General features: G+C 67.9%; 15 protein-coding genes. 5 read left to right on the top strand and 10 right to left on the bottom strand.

Annotated elements, in window-relative coordinates:
• Positions 1 to 110 precede the first annotated feature (110 nt).
• Both HCU64_RS03840 and HCU64_RS03835 read left to right on the top strand, forming a co-directional pair.
• A complete protein-coding gene (locus HCU64_RS03840; protein ID WP_233382438.1) occupies positions 111 to 758 on the top strand; it encodes a class I SAM-dependent methyltransferase in 648 nt (215 codons plus the stop codon).
• Between the two features lie 116 nt (positions 759 to 874).
• Positions 875 to 1,273, top strand: coding sequence for a hypothetical protein (locus HCU64_RS03835; protein ID WP_233382437.1), 399 nt, complete (start codon positions 875 to 877; stop codon positions 1,271 to 1,273).
• 7 nt (positions 1,274 to 1,280) lie between these two features.
• Here HCU64_RS03835 and deoA read toward each other — a convergent pair whose 3' ends face one another.
• From deoA to HCU64_RS03815, 4 genes are read right to left on the bottom strand one after another with little or no spacing between them, the layout of a single operon-like run.
• Positions 1,281 to 2,591, bottom strand: coding sequence for a thymidine phosphorylase (gene deoA, locus HCU64_RS03830; protein ID WP_233382436.1), 1,311 nt, complete (start codon positions 2,589 to 2,591; stop codon positions 1,281 to 1,283).
• Positions 2,588 to 3,343, bottom strand: coding sequence for a deoxyribose-phosphate aldolase (deoC, locus tag HCU64_RS03825; protein WP_233382435.1), 756 nt, complete (start codon positions 3,341 to 3,343; stop codon positions 2,588 to 2,590). The genes deoA and deoC overlap by 4 nt, the downstream gene beginning before the upstream one ends.
• On the bottom strand, positions 3,340 to 4,179 hold the full coding sequence (locus tag HCU64_RS03820) for a purine-nucleoside phosphorylase (protein ID WP_233382434.1): 840 nt from the start codon (positions 4,177 to 4,179) through the stop codon (positions 3,340 to 3,342). Before HCU64_RS03820 ends, deoC begins: the two co-directional genes overlap by 4 nt.
• On the bottom strand, positions 4,176 to 4,616 hold the full coding sequence (locus HCU64_RS03815) for a cytidine deaminase (protein WP_233382433.1): 441 nt from the start codon (positions 4,614 to 4,616) through the stop codon (positions 4,176 to 4,178). Before HCU64_RS03815 ends, HCU64_RS03820 begins: the two co-directional genes overlap by 4 nt.
• A 110-nt stretch (positions 4,617 to 4,726) precedes the next feature.
• Between HCU64_RS03815 and HCU64_RS03810 the strand changes: the two genes are divergently transcribed.
• On the top strand, positions 4,727 to 4,951 hold the full coding sequence (locus HCU64_RS03810) for a DUF2093 domain-containing protein (RefSeq protein ID WP_233382432.1): 225 nt from the start codon (positions 4,727 to 4,729) through the stop codon (positions 4,949 to 4,951).
• Positions 4,952 to 4,976: 25 nt separating this feature from the next.
• Here HCU64_RS03810 and lpxK read toward each other — a convergent pair whose 3' ends face one another.
• The 3 genes from lpxK to HCU64_RS03795 are packed head-to-tail and all read right to left on the bottom strand — an operon-like array spanning position 4,977 to position 7,993.
• The gene (gene lpxK, locus HCU64_RS03805) at positions 4,977 to 5,969 is read right to left on the bottom strand and encodes a tetraacyldisaccharide 4'-kinase (protein WP_233382431.1); all 993 of its coding nucleotides are present in this window, start codon (positions 5,967 to 5,969) and stop codon (positions 4,977 to 4,979) included.
• Positions 5,970 to 7,274, bottom strand: a complete 1,305-nt coding sequence (locus HCU64_RS03800) for a 3-deoxy-D-manno-octulosonic acid transferase (RefSeq protein WP_233382430.1) — start codon at positions 7,272 to 7,274, stop codon at positions 5,970 to 5,972.
• Complete coding sequence (locus tag HCU64_RS03795) at positions 7,271 to 7,993, bottom strand: lysophospholipid acyltransferase family protein (protein WP_233382429.1); 723 nt, start codon at positions 7,991 to 7,993, stop codon at positions 7,271 to 7,273. Before HCU64_RS03795 ends, HCU64_RS03800 begins: the two co-directional genes overlap by 4 nt.
• 204 nt (positions 7,994 to 8,197) lie before the next feature.
• On the opposite strand from HCU64_RS03795, the gene HCU64_RS03790 reads away from it, so the two are divergent.
• Positions 8,198 to 9,094 carry a metallophosphoesterase family protein gene (locus HCU64_RS03790; RefSeq protein WP_233382428.1) on the top strand — a complete coding sequence of 299 codons (897 nt, stop codon included), beginning with the start codon at positions 8,198 to 8,200 and terminating at the stop codon, positions 9,092 to 9,094.
• Between the two features lie 54 nt (positions 9,095 to 9,148).
• On the opposite strand, the gene HCU64_RS03785 is transcribed toward HCU64_RS03790, so the two are convergent.
• Entirely contained in the window at positions 9,149 to 9,313 is a 165-nt protein-coding gene (locus tag HCU64_RS03785) for a hypothetical protein (protein ID WP_233382427.1), read from the bottom strand.
• Between the two features lie 567 nt (positions 9,314 to 9,880).
• Between HCU64_RS03785 and HCU64_RS03780 the strand changes: the two genes are divergently transcribed.
• Positions 9,881 to 10,312, top strand: a complete 432-nt coding sequence (locus HCU64_RS03780; RefSeq protein WP_267922113.1) for a PilZ domain-containing protein — start codon at positions 9,881 to 9,883, stop codon at positions 10,310 to 10,312.
• Here HCU64_RS03780 and HCU64_RS03775 read toward each other — a convergent pair whose 3' ends face one another.
• A complete protein-coding gene (locus tag HCU64_RS03775) occupies positions 10,313 to 11,824 on the bottom strand; it encodes a DUF882 domain-containing protein (protein WP_442785914.1) in 1,512 nt (503 codons plus the stop codon).
• 253 nt (positions 11,825 to 12,077) lie between these two features.
• On the bottom strand, positions 12,078 to 14,117 hold the full coding sequence (locus HCU64_RS03770; protein WP_233382425.1) for a L,D-transpeptidase family protein: 2,040 nt from the start codon (positions 14,115 to 14,117) through the stop codon (positions 12,078 to 12,080).
• Positions 14,118 to 14,155 lie beyond the last annotated feature (38 nt).

Genomic DNA, 14,155 nt, shown 5'->3' with positions numbered 1-14,155 from the left:
CGGGTCGCGAGTTGCCGTCGGCGGGCCTGGCTCTGGTTGCCGCCTTGACTGTGTGAAGGCTTTCGTCGTCTAGCCTTTTTCGCCCATCTCCGACCCGAGGGTCTTCGCTCTTGCCGCCGCTTCGCCGTTCCAGCGCCAAAGCCGTTGCCGTGTCCAGTGGCGTCAAGCGACCGTTGGGCGAACGGAGGGAGGCGCTCGAGGACGATGCCCGCTTCCTGCGCTCTTGGTTCGAGCGCCCCCTCGTCACTGGTTCGGTGACGCCGTCGGGGAAGATGCTCGCGCGCACCATGGCTTCCTATGTCGACCCGCGCATGAACGGCCCGGTGGTCGAACTCGGCCCTGGCACCGGCCCGGTGACGGAGGCGCTCGTCCGCCGCGGCATCGACCAGGAGCGGCTGATCCTGGTGGAGTTCAATCCGGGCTTCTGCGAGTTGCTTCGCAGCCGTTTCCCCCGCGCGACCGTGCTTCAGGGGGATGCCTACCGGATCCGCGACACGCTCAAAGGGCTGCTCGAGGTCCCTTGCGCGGCGACGATCTCCAGCCTGCCGCTCTTCACCAAGCCGCTGGAGCAGCGCATGGATCTGCTCCAGAGCGCACACGATCTGATGCATCCCGGCGCACCCTTCGTGCAGTTCACCTATGCCGTCGTGCCGCCGATCCCGGCGAAGTGCGAGGCGGGCAGCTATACGGCCAGCCGCTCCAACAAGGTCTGGCTCAACCTGCCGCCAGCGCGCGTCTGGGTGTATCGCCGACCCTGACCCCCGCGACAGCCGTCATTGCTCAACTCCTCTCGCAATGACGAAAGTGTCGCGGCGCTGATCAGCGCTTGCCGCTCTTTGTTGCAGTTTGTTGCTTTCCCTCTCACGCCACATTCATGGCGAGCGCCCTAGCTCTTCTCGTCCAGGCCGGGATCGCCCGGCCCGACGACAAGGAGCTCAGCATGATGAAGGATCGCACGACCCGGCGTGGGCGCACCGCTCTCGCCGCTGCGGCCGTGATCGCAGGCGGACTCTTCGCAGCCGTGGCGGGAACTGCCCAGGCCGCCCCGCTGGCGCCCGCAGCCGCCGAGACAGTGGCAGGTGACGCCGGCACGACCGCCGTGCATTGGCGCGGCCATCGCGGCTGGCATCACCATCACCATCATCACGGCTGGGGCCATCGTCACCACGGCTGGGGCCATCGTCACCACGGTTGGGGCCATCACGGTTGGGGCCACCGTCATCACGGTTGGGGCCACCGTCATCACGGTTGGGGCCATCGCCACCACTGGTAAGGCCGCTTCACTCGACGCGTTCGAGGATCGCTTCAGTGATCCCGGGCGCGTCGGCACCAACCTGGTAGGCCGCCTTGAGTGAGGCGGCCGCCCTTTCCGCGCTGTCTTCGTCGCGGGCGTGCACGATCCCGAGACAGGCATCGGCGCTGATCGTATCGCCGGGACGCGCCAGGGCCGTAAAGCCGACGGCATGATCGACCCCGTCCTGGGGTCGGGTTCGTCCCCCACCGAGCCCGATGACCGCGAGCCCGATCGCCCGCGTCGCCACGCTTTGGACGATGCCCGGCACGTCGGGCTTCACGAACTTGGTGATGGGTGCGGCCGGCAGGCTTTCGGATCCGGAGCCTAAGAGGTCCGTGGGACCGCCGAGCGCTGCTACCATCCCCTCGAACCGTTCGGCCGCCTGACCGGACGCCACGGCCTGCTCCAGCCGCCTGCTGGCCTCGGCCGTATCCGCCGCGAGGCCGCCGATCACCAGCATCTCCGCGGCGAGAGCCAGCGTCACGGCGTGAAACCGTGGCTCTTGCTTCCGGCCGATGAGATAGTCGATCGCGTAGCTGACCTCCACGGCATTGCCGGCGGCGGAGGCGAGAGGCGCGTCCATGTCGGTGATCAATCCAACCGTCCGCATGCCGGCGCCGTTCGCCACGCCGACGATGCTCTCGGCAAGCGCCCGCGCTGCGTCGTGCGTGCCCATGAAGGCGCCCGAACCCGCTTTGACGTCCATGACCAAGCCGTCGAGGCCCGCAGCAAGCTTCTTTGAGAGGATCGAGGCGGTGATCAGATCGAGCGATTCTACCGTGCCGGTCACGTCGCGGATCGCGTAGAGGCGCTTGTCGGCCGGCGCGAGTTCGCTGGTCTGGCCGATGATGGCGCAGCCCGTTTTCGCGACAACCTGACGGAAGACGTCCAGTCCCGGCGTCGCATTATAGCCGGCAATGCTTTCGAGCTTGTCGAGGGTGCCTCCCGTATGGCCGAGGCCGCGTCCGGAGATCATCGGCACATATCCGCCGCAGGCCGCGACCATCGGCGCCAGCACGAGGCTCACGGCATCGCCGATGCCGCCGGTGGAATGCTTGTCTAGGGTCGGACCGGGAAGGTCCCAGCGCAGCACGGTGCCGGATTCCGTCATCGCCCGCGTAAGCGCGACACGCTCTTCGAGCGACAGCCCTCGGAAGAACACGGCCATCGCGAAGGCCGCAGCCTGCCCTTCGGTGACGCAGCCTTCGGTCAGCCCTGCGATGAACTCGGCAATCGCAGCGCCGTCCAGCGTTTCGCCATCGCGCTTGGCCCGGATGACCTCCTGCGGCAGCCTCACGGTACTGCGTCCCTGGCTCGAGCGAGGTCGGCATAGAGACTGCTCGCCCCGAGCCGCATCGTCTTCGGAGTGGCCCAGCCGGGTCCCATGATCCCGTCTGCGAGGCTGAGATAGGTCGCGGCATTCGCGACGGTTTTCAGGCCGCCGGAAATCTTGAGGCCGCCGCTTCCATGATCGCGGATCGCCTTCAGCATCACCTCGGCCGCCTCCGGTGTCGCCGACACGGCGGTCTTTCCGGTGGAGGTCTTGATGAAGTCGGCGCCGGATTCGAGAGCGATCCGGCTGGCCTCGGCAATCGGTTCTGAATTGCCGAGCACGCCCGTCTCGAGGATCACCTTCAGCGGCTGCCCTTGGTCGCAGACCTCGCGCACGGCCTGGATCATGTCGCGCACCGGCGCCAGCTCTCCGCGCAGCAGAGCCCCGTAAGGCATGACCAGATCGATCTCCTGCGCACCATCGCGAAGAGCCTGGACCGTGTCCTCTACAGTCCGCTCGATGTCCTCGCCGCCGGTCGGGAAGTTGACGACGGTGGCGACTGCGATCGGATCGCCGTGCAGCCCACGCAAGCACTGCCCGACGAATTGCGGCCAGACGCAAACCGCTGCGACGCTGCCCTCTCGCGCCGCGCGGCAGAGCGTGTCGATGGCGCTGGCACGGCAGGCATCGCCGAGATCGGTGAGGTCGAGAAGCGGGATGGCACGGCGGGCGATTCCGGCCTCATCTTGCGGCGAGAGCATCGGGCTTGCTGTCATGATCCGGGTGCCGAAGAGGGGAGGGGAAGGCGCGCCAGGAAGACGGTCACGAGACGGGCGAGGTCGTCGGCCGCGCGAGCCGCGACGGCCTTGGTCTCGGCGTGGTGCGGATCACCGCCCGCAATGCCGGCCGCGTGGTTGGTGACCACGGAAAGCGCGGCGACCCTCAGGCCGAGGAAACGCGCGAGGATCGTCTCCGGCACCGTCGACATGCCGACGAGATCCGCCCCGAGCCGCCCGGCCATGCGCACCTCTGCGGGCGTCTCGAAGTTCGGCCCAGAGAACCAGGCGTAGATGCCCTCGTGCAGCGAAATTCCAGAGGCTGCGGCAGCGTCGCGGAGCAACGCGCGAAGGCCGGGATCGTAGGCATCGATCATCGGCACGAAGCGGGCATCGCTGGGCTCGCCGATCAGCGGATTGAACCCCGAGAGGTTGATGTGATCGGAGAGTGCCACGAGGCTGCCGGGACCGGCCTCCGGCATCAGTGAGCCGGAGGAATTCGTGAGCAAGAGCGTCTCGGCGCCGAGACGCTTCGCAATCGTCAACGGCAACCGCATCGCGGCGGCGTCCCCCGCCTCGTAGGCATGGATGCGGCCCTCGAAGACGAGTACGGGACGATCCGCCAGACGCCCGCGAAACAGCGATCCGGCATGCCCGCTGACGCCCAAGCGCGGAAAGCCGGGAATGTCGGCATAGGCGATGCCGATGCGCTGCTCCAAGCAGGAGGCTAGGCCGCCGAGGCCGGTTCCGGTGACGATGGCGGAGGTATATGGACCTTCGAAACCGCCCTGCCTCAGGCATCCGAGCGCGACCTCCAGGAGCGACTCCGCGGTCACGCCAGGTTTTCCGGGCCGAACGAAGCCGGCAACAGCGCGTCGAGGGTGAAGCGAGCACGCAACCCGGCCGGATCGGCGGCCAGCACGGGCGTGTCGGGTCCCGCGAATTCACGGATGCGCTGGCGGCAGGCGCCGCAGGGCGTCACGGGGATCGGGCCGTCGCCGAGGACGAGGATCGCTGCAATGCGCCTGCCACCCGCGGCTACCATCGCGGCGATGGCGCCGGCCTCGGCGCAACTGCCGACCGGGTAGGCCGCGTTCTCCACGTTGCAGCCGGCATGGATACGGCCGGCCTCGTCGACGAGCGCTGCGCCGACGCGGAAGCGCGAATAGGGCGCATGGGCGTGCTCACGCACCGCGCGCGCCGCCTCGAACAGGGCCTCGACGGCGGGTTGATCCGGCGCGGAATCGGTGGCCTGCGGAACCGGGCTTGGCATGGCCGAACATAGGCCCGAGCCGCCACTCCCTGTCGAGAGGCATCTCGGTTCGATCGACAATCGCGCTCGGACGGCGTTATGACGCGAGGGACGAGGCAGGAGTGGCAAGGATGCTCGGTCGCTACGATCGTGGATCACCCGGCGGCGAGGCGAAGGTCGAGTACGGCGACGGCACGATGCGGGTGATCAAGCCCGGTAACTTCGTGCGTTGCGCCGTGACTGGCGAGGAAATTCCCCTCGATGCCCTGCGCTACTGGAGCGTCGAACGCCAGGAGGCCTACGCAAGCCCAGACTCTGCCATGCAGCGTCTGAAAGCGGTCGGCTTGGCGAAATAGCTTTGGTGGTAGTCGGACCGGGCGGTCAGGCCTGAAGCGAGGCCGGCCGCGATCGAAGCATCGCCGCAATTTGCGCCCGCAAGGCCGTCTCGTCATCGAATACGAGTCGTACCGCGAGCGTCTGCGCGAAAGCGCGCGGCAGCCTCACGGCATCCTTCTCCGTTGTGACGAGCGTCGCGCCGACCCGGCTGGCGGCATCGGCCAAGCCCGCGAGATCGCTTTGCGAGAAGCGGTGGTGATCACCGAAGACCTGCGTCCCGGCGAGATCGGCCCCCATGCTCCGCAGGGTGTCGAAGAACTTTTCAGGCCGACCGATGCCAGCGAAGGCGAAGATCGGGCGCCCTTCCAGACCGTGATCGGCCTGCGGGATCAGTTTGCCGCGATGGACCGGCAAACCGCGGCGCTCCGCCTCCCGCGCCACTGCCTCGCCGGGGGCCCCGTCCCCGATCATGACGATCCCGCCCACATGCGGCCATTGCTGCGCGAGCGGCACACGTAATGGGCCCGCCGGAAAGGTGAGGCCGTTGCCGATGCCGGATCCAGCATCGACGGCCACGAGCGACAAGTCCTTGGCCAGGCTTGGATTCTGAAGGCCGTCGTCCATCACGATGACGTCGGCGCCTTGCGCGACGCAGAGTCGGGCGCCGGCCGGCCGATCGCGCGCGACCACGGTCGGAGCGATGCGTGCGAGCAGCAGCGGCTCATCACCCACTGCATCGGCGTTCCGCAGGGTCGGATCGACGACGAGTGGCCCTCGCTCCCGTCCTCCATAGCCGCGCGAGAGGAAGACGGGTTGCTTGCCCTGCGCGCGCAGCATCGCCGCGATACGAAGCGCTGTGGGCGTCTTGCCGGCGCCGCCCAAGGTGAGGTTGCCGATGCAGAGCACGGGGCAGGCGGCCTGCTCACCCGGCCTGTCCATGCGCTTGGCAGTGAAGCGTCCGTAGACGGCGCCTGCGGGCGCCAGGAGGCGTGCCAGCGGGGACGGGGGCATCTGCGCCCAGAAGCCGGGCGTGCGCATTCAGGCCGGGGCCCGGGCTGCCAGCTTGAGCTGCGCCACGAAGGGATCGAGCACCGCTAGCGTGCGCAGGACGGCGCCCTCGAACGGCAGCAGGGCTGCGTGGCCGCGCTGTGCCATGACATCGATGCGGCGATGGTCGGCGAGCAGTTCGCCGACGGCGGCCGCGAGGTCGCGCGCGTCGGTGACGGTGAGCGCGCCGCCTGCGGCATCGAGGGCGCGGTAGGGCTCCGAGAAATTGGCGACGTTCGGCCCGTGCAGGATAGCAGTGTCGAGGCGCACCGGCTCGATCGGGTTCTGGCCGCCATGCGGAACCAGGGAGCCGCCGAGGAAGACCAGCCGGCTGAGCCGGTAGAACAGGCCGAGCTCGCCCAGCGTGTCGGCCACGTAGAGGTCGATGGAGGCCTGAGGCCGCCCGTTCTTGGCGCGCCGGCTGGTGCGCAGACCGGCGGCGTTGGCGCAGGCAGCCACCTCCTCGCCCCGGCGCGGATGACGCGGCACGATGACGGTGAGAAGGTTCGGGAGGCGCTGCTTCAAGAGGGTGTGGGCCTCGGCCACCACCTCGTCCTCACCGGGATGGGTGCTTGCCGCGACCCAGACCGGCCGGTCGCCGACCATGTCGCCGAGATAGGCGAGCTGCTGCGCGTCGGCCGGCGGCACGGCCGAGTCGTATTTGAGATTTCCGACGACCTTCACCCGTGGTGCGCCAAGCCGCAGGAAGCGCTCGGCATCATCCTTGGTCTGGACGAGGCAGATCGAGATGCGCGCGAGCAGTGCCTCGGCCGTCCTTGGCGAGCGTGCCCAGCCCTTGAACGAGCGTTCCGACATCCGGCCGTTGACGAGGATCAGCGGCACCTCGCGCCGGTGGAGCGAGATCACGGTGTTCGGCCAGATCTCGGATTCGGCCAGCACCGCGAGATCCGGCTGCCAATGGTCGAGGAAGCGCTCGATCCAGCGCGGCGCGTCGAGCGGCATGTATTGGTGAACCGCGCCGGGCGGCAGGCGCGAGCCGAGCAGCTCGGCCGCGCTCTTCGTGCCCGTCGTCACGAGCACCGAGAAGCCTCGCTCGATCATGCCGTTGATCAGGCCGATCAACGAGAGTGACTCGCCGATGCTGGCACCGTGCATCCAGACGAGATTGCCGGCAGGGCGTGCTCGGCCCGGACGTCCGCGGCGCTCCGGCAGGCGTCCGGGGTCCTCTTTGCCGCGCCGCGACCGCCAGGCGAGGAGGCCTGCGACGGCCGGTTCGCCGAGATACAGGCCAAAGCGATAGGCCCGCAGTGTCACGGGCAGGGACGGCGCTCTCATGCCGGGTTCCCGACGCGGTCCGGACGCCCGACGAGGGTGTAGGCGTGGTCGTGAACGCGGTTCAATTCGGTCTGCACCTTCATGCGCAGGCTGTCGACGAGGTCGGGCTCGACCTCGCGCGGAACCCAGATCGGCTCGCCGAACACCATGGCCCCGCGGCCGAACGGCAATCCAAGGCAGGCCCGGTCCCAGGAGTTGAAGCGGATATGGCGGCTCGTCACCACGGCTACCGGCAGGATCGGTCGGCCTGAGAAGCGGGCGAGCATGATGATGCCGGCGTCGCAGACCCGCGAGACCTTCGGCACGTCGGCCGAGAAGCAGACGGTGTCACCGCCCTTGAGCGCCCGCACCATCGCACGCAGACCCTCGGCGCCACCCTTTGCCTTGGCATCGCGCACCACGCGGCCGCGAGCGCCCGAGGCGCGCATCACACGCACACCCATCCGCTCCAGGGCGTAGGTGTTGATGTTGCCGTCGGGCGACTTGGAGATGATCGTAGCGATGCGATCGTGCGGCCGCTTCATGAACGAGATCATGATATGCTGGCCATGCCACATCGCGGCGATGAACGGACCGGTCTCGTCGAGCCAAGCGTCGGGCGCGGCGGGAACCACGGTGAAGCGGTTGGTGCGCCGCACGAGGTTCAGATAGCCGTAAGCGGTCAGGCCAAGGGCCTTCTGCACGGGCGGCTTTCGGCCGATGGTCTTGATGAGGCCCATATGCCGGGGCGGTCTCCCGCTCTTCGCGCGCTGTCGCCGGTGGCCGCGAACGCGGGCGGCGAGCCGCCGGCTCTGTACCCTCAGTTAAGATTGCGGCGCAACCTCGTCGGGCGCGAGAAACGGCGCGCGGTTGACCTTCGACCTCACTGCGGCACATGCGGGCGCATCGGTCGCCCAATCACGATCGCGTAGCCTGCCTCGCCGATGTTCCGTCTTGCCCACATCACCGATCCGCATGTCGGGCCGCTGCCGCGGCCGAAGCTGCGGCAACTCCTGAGCAAGCGTGCCACCGGCTTCGTGAACTGGCATCGCGGGCGCGGCCGTCATCACGACATGGGCCTGCTAGCGGACCTCGTCGCCGATCTCCGGCTGCAGGATTGCGACCACATCGCCTGTACGGGCGACCTCTGCAATATCGGCCTGCCAGACGAGTGGGAGACGTCGCGGATCTTCCTCGAGGCCCTCGGCACGGCGGACAGTGTCAGCTTCGTGCCGGGCAATCACGATGCCTATGTGCGCGGCTCCCTCGAAGGTCTGCTCGCCGCCTGCGGCGCGTGGACGAGCGGTGAGGACGATCGCGCCGGCGTGTTTCCCTATCTGCGCCGGCGCGGACCCATCGCTCTGATCGGGCTGTCCTCGGCCATTCCGACCAAGCCGTTCGCCGCGACCGGCCGCGTCGGGCCTCCACAGATCGAGATTGCCGAAAAACTGCTTCGTGCGCTGGCTACCGAATCCGATCCGCCGTTCCGGGTCGTCATGATCCACCATCCGCCCCATCCTGGCGGGGCGCGCCCCGGTCGCGAGTTGAAGGATGCAGAGGCCTTCACCGCGATGATCGCCCGCGCCGGTGCTGAGCTGATCCTTCATGGGCACAACCATGTCGGCAGCGTCGCCTTCGTCGAGGGGCCAAACGGGGCGATCCCCATCGTCGGGGCGCCGTCGGCCTCGGCTCGCAGCATCCGCGAGCATCACCGGGCTTCCTACTACCTCTACGACATCATCAGGGATGGCGGCCGTTTCATCGTCACTGCGGCAGAGCGCGGGCTGACCGCGGAGGGCACGATCGGCCCGTTGCGCCCGCTGACATTGCTGCCGGCATGAAAAAAGGCGCGGACCTGATCGGGTCCACGCCTTCTTCCAGTCCGTTCCGAGGGCTCAGCCCAGCATCGCAATCGGTGTGGTGCGCGGCTGCCGCCGGGCGATGCTCGCCTCGTAGCGCTCCGCTTGTAGACGAGTCAGGCCCGCAACGAGGGCCATTGTGCCGCGATAGACCGTGTAGGTGCCGTCCTGCGTAGGTTTGACGCGTATCGCTTCCTGCATGCGTTGGCTCCCTGCCCCCAGGATGATCGTTTCCGACGCGACTGAATGAGGTCATGCTACCCGGCCCGGCCCCTCCGACAAGAGCGCCAGACCGCGTCCCGACCAAGATTCGTCGCTGCGGCGCGGGAGACATTTCACGGTGGCTGAGGCTCGAATCCGCGGTTCGGGAACCTGTTCCGCGACAAGACAGCGTTGCCGCCGCCGCGCGGAAACTGCGTAAGTATCGGAGGCCGGATTGATATCCACGGCCTGTTCGGTTGTCGGCTGTCTGGCGGCGTTCGAATTGTGCCGTGCAGCGAAACGCGATCGAGGCAATCGCGTGCACCGACCTAGATCAGACTTCGTCACGCGAATGTGAAGGTGGCGCGACCGCGCGCGTTCCACGCAGATCCCGCTGACCGTCTCGATCCTTCGTGGCGAGCCCGTGGAGTCGCTCGCGCTCGAGTGCAATTGAGCTGTTGACGGAAATCAGATTTCGGCGCGATCGCGCGAAAAGCTATTGTTGCGAAAGCAGGTATCAAGACTTTGGTGACAGCATCGCAGCCTTGAGGAGGCGCGGTGGGATCCATGCCAGGGGAAGGGCTCGTCAGATTTCTCGCGAATTCGGGAGATGCGAGCGGAGCGGCGGCGGCCGACCCGCACGCAGTCGAACGACGCAGCGAGCCACGCACGCCGACAAATTGGATCGGCAAGATCAGATTGTCCGACGGCGAGGAGATCGCCTGTACCGTTAAGGACGTGTCGAAATCCGGCGCCCGGCTCGGCCTTCCCGACACGGTCGCTCTGCCCGAGAGCTTCCAGCTCAAGGTGGTGGGGTACGACTTCCTCTTCAACGTCAGGTCGGTCTGGCGGAAGAACCACTGTGCCGGCGTCCGCATCGAGCGGTTCGCGAAGCAGCCTCCGCCGGCCATTGAGCCGGAGAAGCCGAAACCCGAGGCCGATCCGGCCGAGACTTCCAGGTTGATCGGACGCCGGCTGAGCCGTTTCTCGCCGTACTGATCAATTGCGGAGCGGGACGAGGCCGATCGCCGAGCCCGAGAAATGTGTGGCGGCGAGGTCGTCGCCCGGGCTGCGGGCCGTGAACCGCGTCGCGACGGCATCGACGGTGAAGATATCCTCCGGCGTCTCGCCCGGCTTCGGTTGGATTGCGGCGAGCCGAATCGGCGCATCGTGACGCGCCGGCTCGGAGGCGCCCTGTGCCTGGGCGGAAAACAGCGCACGGAGGTGATCCCGCGCGTCGGCCTCGGGCGGCAGCAGGTGGAATGCCGCCGGGGTGACTGGCCGGTTGCCGAGCGCGAGGTTGGCGAGGCCGGCATTGCCGATACCGGCAACCTGCACGGCGCGTCCCGGTGGAAGCGGCGCCGCGATGGCGGCGGCGATCGCGGCGAACTCGGCCGGCCGCCGCGGCGGTAGGGGAGCCAGTCGGGCCGTGCGCTCGCCCGGTGTTTGGTCCGCCTTCTCGGCGGTGAGCAGGCCCTTGGCCGAGGGCGTTTCGCGACCCTCACGCCGCAGCATTGCGTCGCGCAGCGTGTCGGTGCTGTTTGGCGCGGCGTAGGCGAGCGCCTGGCGGGCGCCGATCGCATCGTCCGGGTCGGCGCTGGCCACTGCTATCGTTGCCTTGCCGCGCGCCTTGGCCGGCGCGGCTGCGGGCGCGGATGTTGGTGCATTGCCGCCGAACAGGCCGGCGAAGAAGCCCTTGATGCTCGGCCCGTCGTCGAACTCTTCGTTCGCGGCGACCGCGGTATAGCCGAGCACGGTGCCCCCGCGTGCCAGGATCTCGGCACGCGCCTCCTCATAGCGAGGGAAAGGCTTGCCGTCCGCGGGCACGTGGACAGTCTTGCCGTCGGGGAAGATGCGAGCGAGCTGATCGTGGGTCATGCGCGGCCAGGCGCGGACCGAGCCGACGTCGAGATGCACGAAGGGCGAGCCCGAGCGCGGATACCAGCCGACGCCGCCGCGCTGCAGCCGCACGCCGGCCGCGCGGATGTCGTCGATCGAGGCGTCGGTCATGAAGAAATCCATGGCCTTGCCGAGCATGTGCTGGCTGTGCTCGGCGACGCCGCGGGAGCGGCGGCGCAGCATGCCGTTGGTCTTGGGACTGCGGTAGCCGCAGACGACCCGCAGGGGCTGCGTCGAGCCGATCGAGCGCTGCGCTTCCCAGACTACGTCGAAAAGGCGCGGGTCCATCTTGGTGGCCTCGGCCTCGCGCCAGTCGCGCAGCAACCAGTTGAGCTGCTCGAGAGCGGCCTTGTCGTAGCGGCCATCGCGCTTGAACGTGACGGTCGCGCTTTCCTTGGTGTGTTCGTGGATCAGTGAAAGCGTACGGGTGTCGCCGTTGGCGACCGCATTCTCGGTCTCGACGGTGCCGGCGAGTAGCGCGGCGGCCACGGTCAGCATCGAGGCGAGCTGCCTGGGCTTCGAGCGTCGCAGGGCCGGCACGCCGCTACGGCGCAGGTAGCTGACGGATTTCCCAGCGAGCGCGCTGGTTCGGTCCCGAAGCGATGTCAGCACGGTGGTCCACCCCTCGCAGACGGCATGACGCGCTGTGGGTGACACGGGGCGTCATGGCGAGCGCAAGGTTGCCGGAAGCCGTGACGGCACGGGTAACGGGGCCTACTGCTGCTCACCTTCTCGTGAACTGGGTAAAGCTCAACCGTGGCGGAATCGTGCCGGGCAAGGACCCGGATGCATCCGGGCTCTGGAAAGAGTCATCAAATCTCGAATTTTGCCCAGCGGGCAGGGGCCGAGAAACGGTCCGCCGTCCCTACCACCAGAATCGAGGCGTGGAGGGCGGCGGTGCCGGTGTCCACAGATCTGGCTCGCCGTGCACTGCCGGCGCGGCGCGGCGTTGGCGCTGAACAGGCGCGTGCTGCTCAATGGGAGCCCGCATCGCTTCCCGCCGAGGCCGTGACGGCTTCGGGTGGGCATTTGCTTGCGCCGCCGGTACGGAAGGGACGCTTGCCATGCGACGCGCCGGTTCCTTCGGCACCGAGACCATCGCGCCCGGACGCGTCGACAGACCAAGTGCCTCTTTGATCTTGGCGTCGTAACCGTAAAGGTCCGGCAGCGTCCGGTAGACCCCCGCATCGTCCACGAAGGCCGTGAAGTAGGCGATGTGGACCGGCAGCTTATGCGGCAACTTGATCGAGCGCTCGCCCTTGCCGATCAGCTTTCTCAGGCTCGCCTCGGTCCAAGTATCGGGCAGCACGGCATCGGCAAAGCGGAATGGGTCGTCGACGCGCACGCAGCCATGGCTGAAGGCACGCTTCGAGGCCGAGAACAGCGAGCGGTTCGGCGTGTCGTGCAGGTAGACCGCGTGCTGGTTCGGAAACAGGAATTTGATGAAGCCGAGCGCGTTCTTCTCGCCGGGCGGCTGCCGCAGCGAGATCTGGCCGTGGCGATTCACCACCTCGAAACCGGCGGTCCGCCCGGAGGCGAGCATTTGCTTGAGGATGGAGGGGGGCACGAACCATGACGGGTTCACGACCGCGGTCTCCATGGCGCCGGAGAAGATCGGTGTTGGCGAATCCGTCTTCCCGACGATGACCCGGGTCTCGTCACGCATCACGCCGCCGCGATAGACGCGCAGCCGGTATTCGGGAACATTGACCAGAACGTAGTCGGAGCCGAGTTCGCGCGGCAACCAGCGCCAGCGCTCCATGTTCGAGATCAGCTCCGCTTCGTCCCCGCTGCGTGGTGCCGATGCCGGAGCGCTGGCGAGTGCGAGCGCGACAATCGTCGAGCGGGTCAGGTGTCCGTTGTCTGGCAGGTCGTGGCTGCGCTGGAAGTTGGCGACCGCGTCGGAGACGGCTTTGTCGTAGACGTCGGCCTCTCCAGGCGCCTTGTCGAGGGTGCCTTCGCTGCGCGCGGGCAGGCCAAAATGCTCGCGCAGGAGCGATACGCGTGGATCGCTCATCCCGATCTTGAGGACCGGGCCAACCGGAAGCCGCAGAGGCTTGGGCGCGCTCGCGGTCGATACCGGGTCGGCACCCCGTAACGTGGCAAGCCGCTGTTTGAGGGCGAGGTAGCCCTCTTGGTTCGGATTGTAGGCCTGAAGCCGGTCGCCGGCCTCCGTTCCCGAGACGGCGAGTTGGCCCAGCACCAGATCGGCCGGGGTGATGTTGAGGTCCGGCGTGATCAGCTTCGAGATTGCGGCGAGGTTGACGCGTCCGCCGCGAGCATCGCGTGCATAGAGCACGATGGCGGCGGAAAGCTTCAACTCGGCATCAGCGATCTCGGCGGGGGACATCGTCCGGCCGCCATCGGCCAATGACGGGACCGGATAGGCGCTCGGATTGAGGCCGTCCTCGGCGGCGGCCCGCAGCCGCGTGATCAGGGATTGCGCGGCAGGCGTAAAGGCGCCGCCATCGATCCAGACCGGTTTGTAGTCGGCGACGGTATAAAACACCTGCATTGCCTCGCGCTCCTTCGGCGTGAGGCGTGCGAGCAGCGGCTTGCCGTCCTTCAGTCGCGCAAGGATGGCCTCGCCCTGCGCGTCGAGTGCCTGCGTCGGAGCCGAGGGGGCGGCCGTGACCGGCTGCTCCTCTTTGACGGGTTCCTTGAAATCGGATTGCGGCGGCGCGTCGCTAGTGGGCGGCAGCGAGCTGAGATCATCGCCCGAAGCAGACGGTGAGGTTGCGGCCTTGACCGCCTCGGAGGGCTCGACGGCGGCGCTGCGCATCGTCGAGGACGGCTCTGTCTCAGCCGACTGCGCGCGCGCCAATGTCGTCACGCCGACGGAGGACGCCAGCGCCATGGCCAGAACCGCGGCGGCCGTACGCGAAGCGTTCGACGAAGCGCGCATGACGAAGTCTCCTCCAGTACGGCCGAGGGCCATACGGA

The sequence above is a fragment of the Methylobacterium sp. C25 genome (assembly GCF_021352225.1).
GTDB lineage: Bacteria > Pseudomonadota > Alphaproteobacteria > Rhizobiales > Beijerinckiaceae > Methylobacterium.
Note: the sequence above shows the minus strand (reverse complement) of the source record. Positions and strands in the feature narration are given on the sequence as shown.

What these genes read in the sequence shown, in the direction of transcription:
- HCU64_RS03835 (WP_233382437.1), top strand. Translation starts at nt 875, where the DNA reads ATGGCGAGCGCCCTAGCTCTTCTCGTCCAGGCCGGGATCGCCCGGCCC.
- deoC (WP_233382435.1), bottom strand. Translation starts at nt 3,343, where the DNA reads ATGACAGCAAGCCCGATGCTCTCGCCGCAAGATGAGGCCGGAATCGCC.
- HCU64_RS03815 (WP_233382433.1), bottom strand. Translation starts at nt 4,616, where the DNA reads ATGCCAAGCCCGGTTCCGCAGGCCACCGATTCCGCGCCGGATCAACCC.
- HCU64_RS03810 (WP_233382432.1), top strand. Translation starts at nt 4,727, where the DNA reads ATGCTCGGTCGCTACGATCGTGGATCACCCGGCGGCGAGGCGAAGGTC.
- lpxK (WP_233382431.1), bottom strand. Translation starts at nt 5,969, where the DNA reads ATGCGCACGCCCGGCTTCTGGGCGCAGATGCCCCCGTCCCCGCTGGCA.
- HCU64_RS03800 (WP_233382430.1), bottom strand. Translation starts at nt 7,274, where the DNA reads ATGAGAGCGCCGTCCCTGCCCGTGACACTGCGGGCCTATCGCTTTGGC.
- HCU64_RS03795 (WP_233382429.1), bottom strand. Translation starts at nt 7,993, where the DNA reads ATGGGCCTCATCAAGACCATCGGCCGAAAGCCGCCCGTGCAGAAGGCC.
- HCU64_RS03790 (WP_233382428.1), top strand. Translation starts at nt 8,198, where the DNA reads ATGTTCCGTCTTGCCCACATCACCGATCCGCATGTCGGGCCGCTGCCG.
- HCU64_RS03785 (WP_233382427.1), bottom strand. Translation starts at nt 9,313, where the DNA reads ATGCAGGAAGCGATACGCGTCAAACCTACGCAGGACGGCACCTACACG.
- HCU64_RS03780 (WP_267922113.1), top strand. Translation starts at nt 9,881, where the DNA reads ATGCCAGGGGAAGGGCTCGTCAGATTTCTCGCGAATTCGGGAGATGCG.
- HCU64_RS03770 (WP_233382425.1), bottom strand. Translation starts at nt 14,117, where the DNA reads ATGCGCGCTTCGTCGAACGCTTCGCGTACGGCCGCCGCGGTTCTGGCC.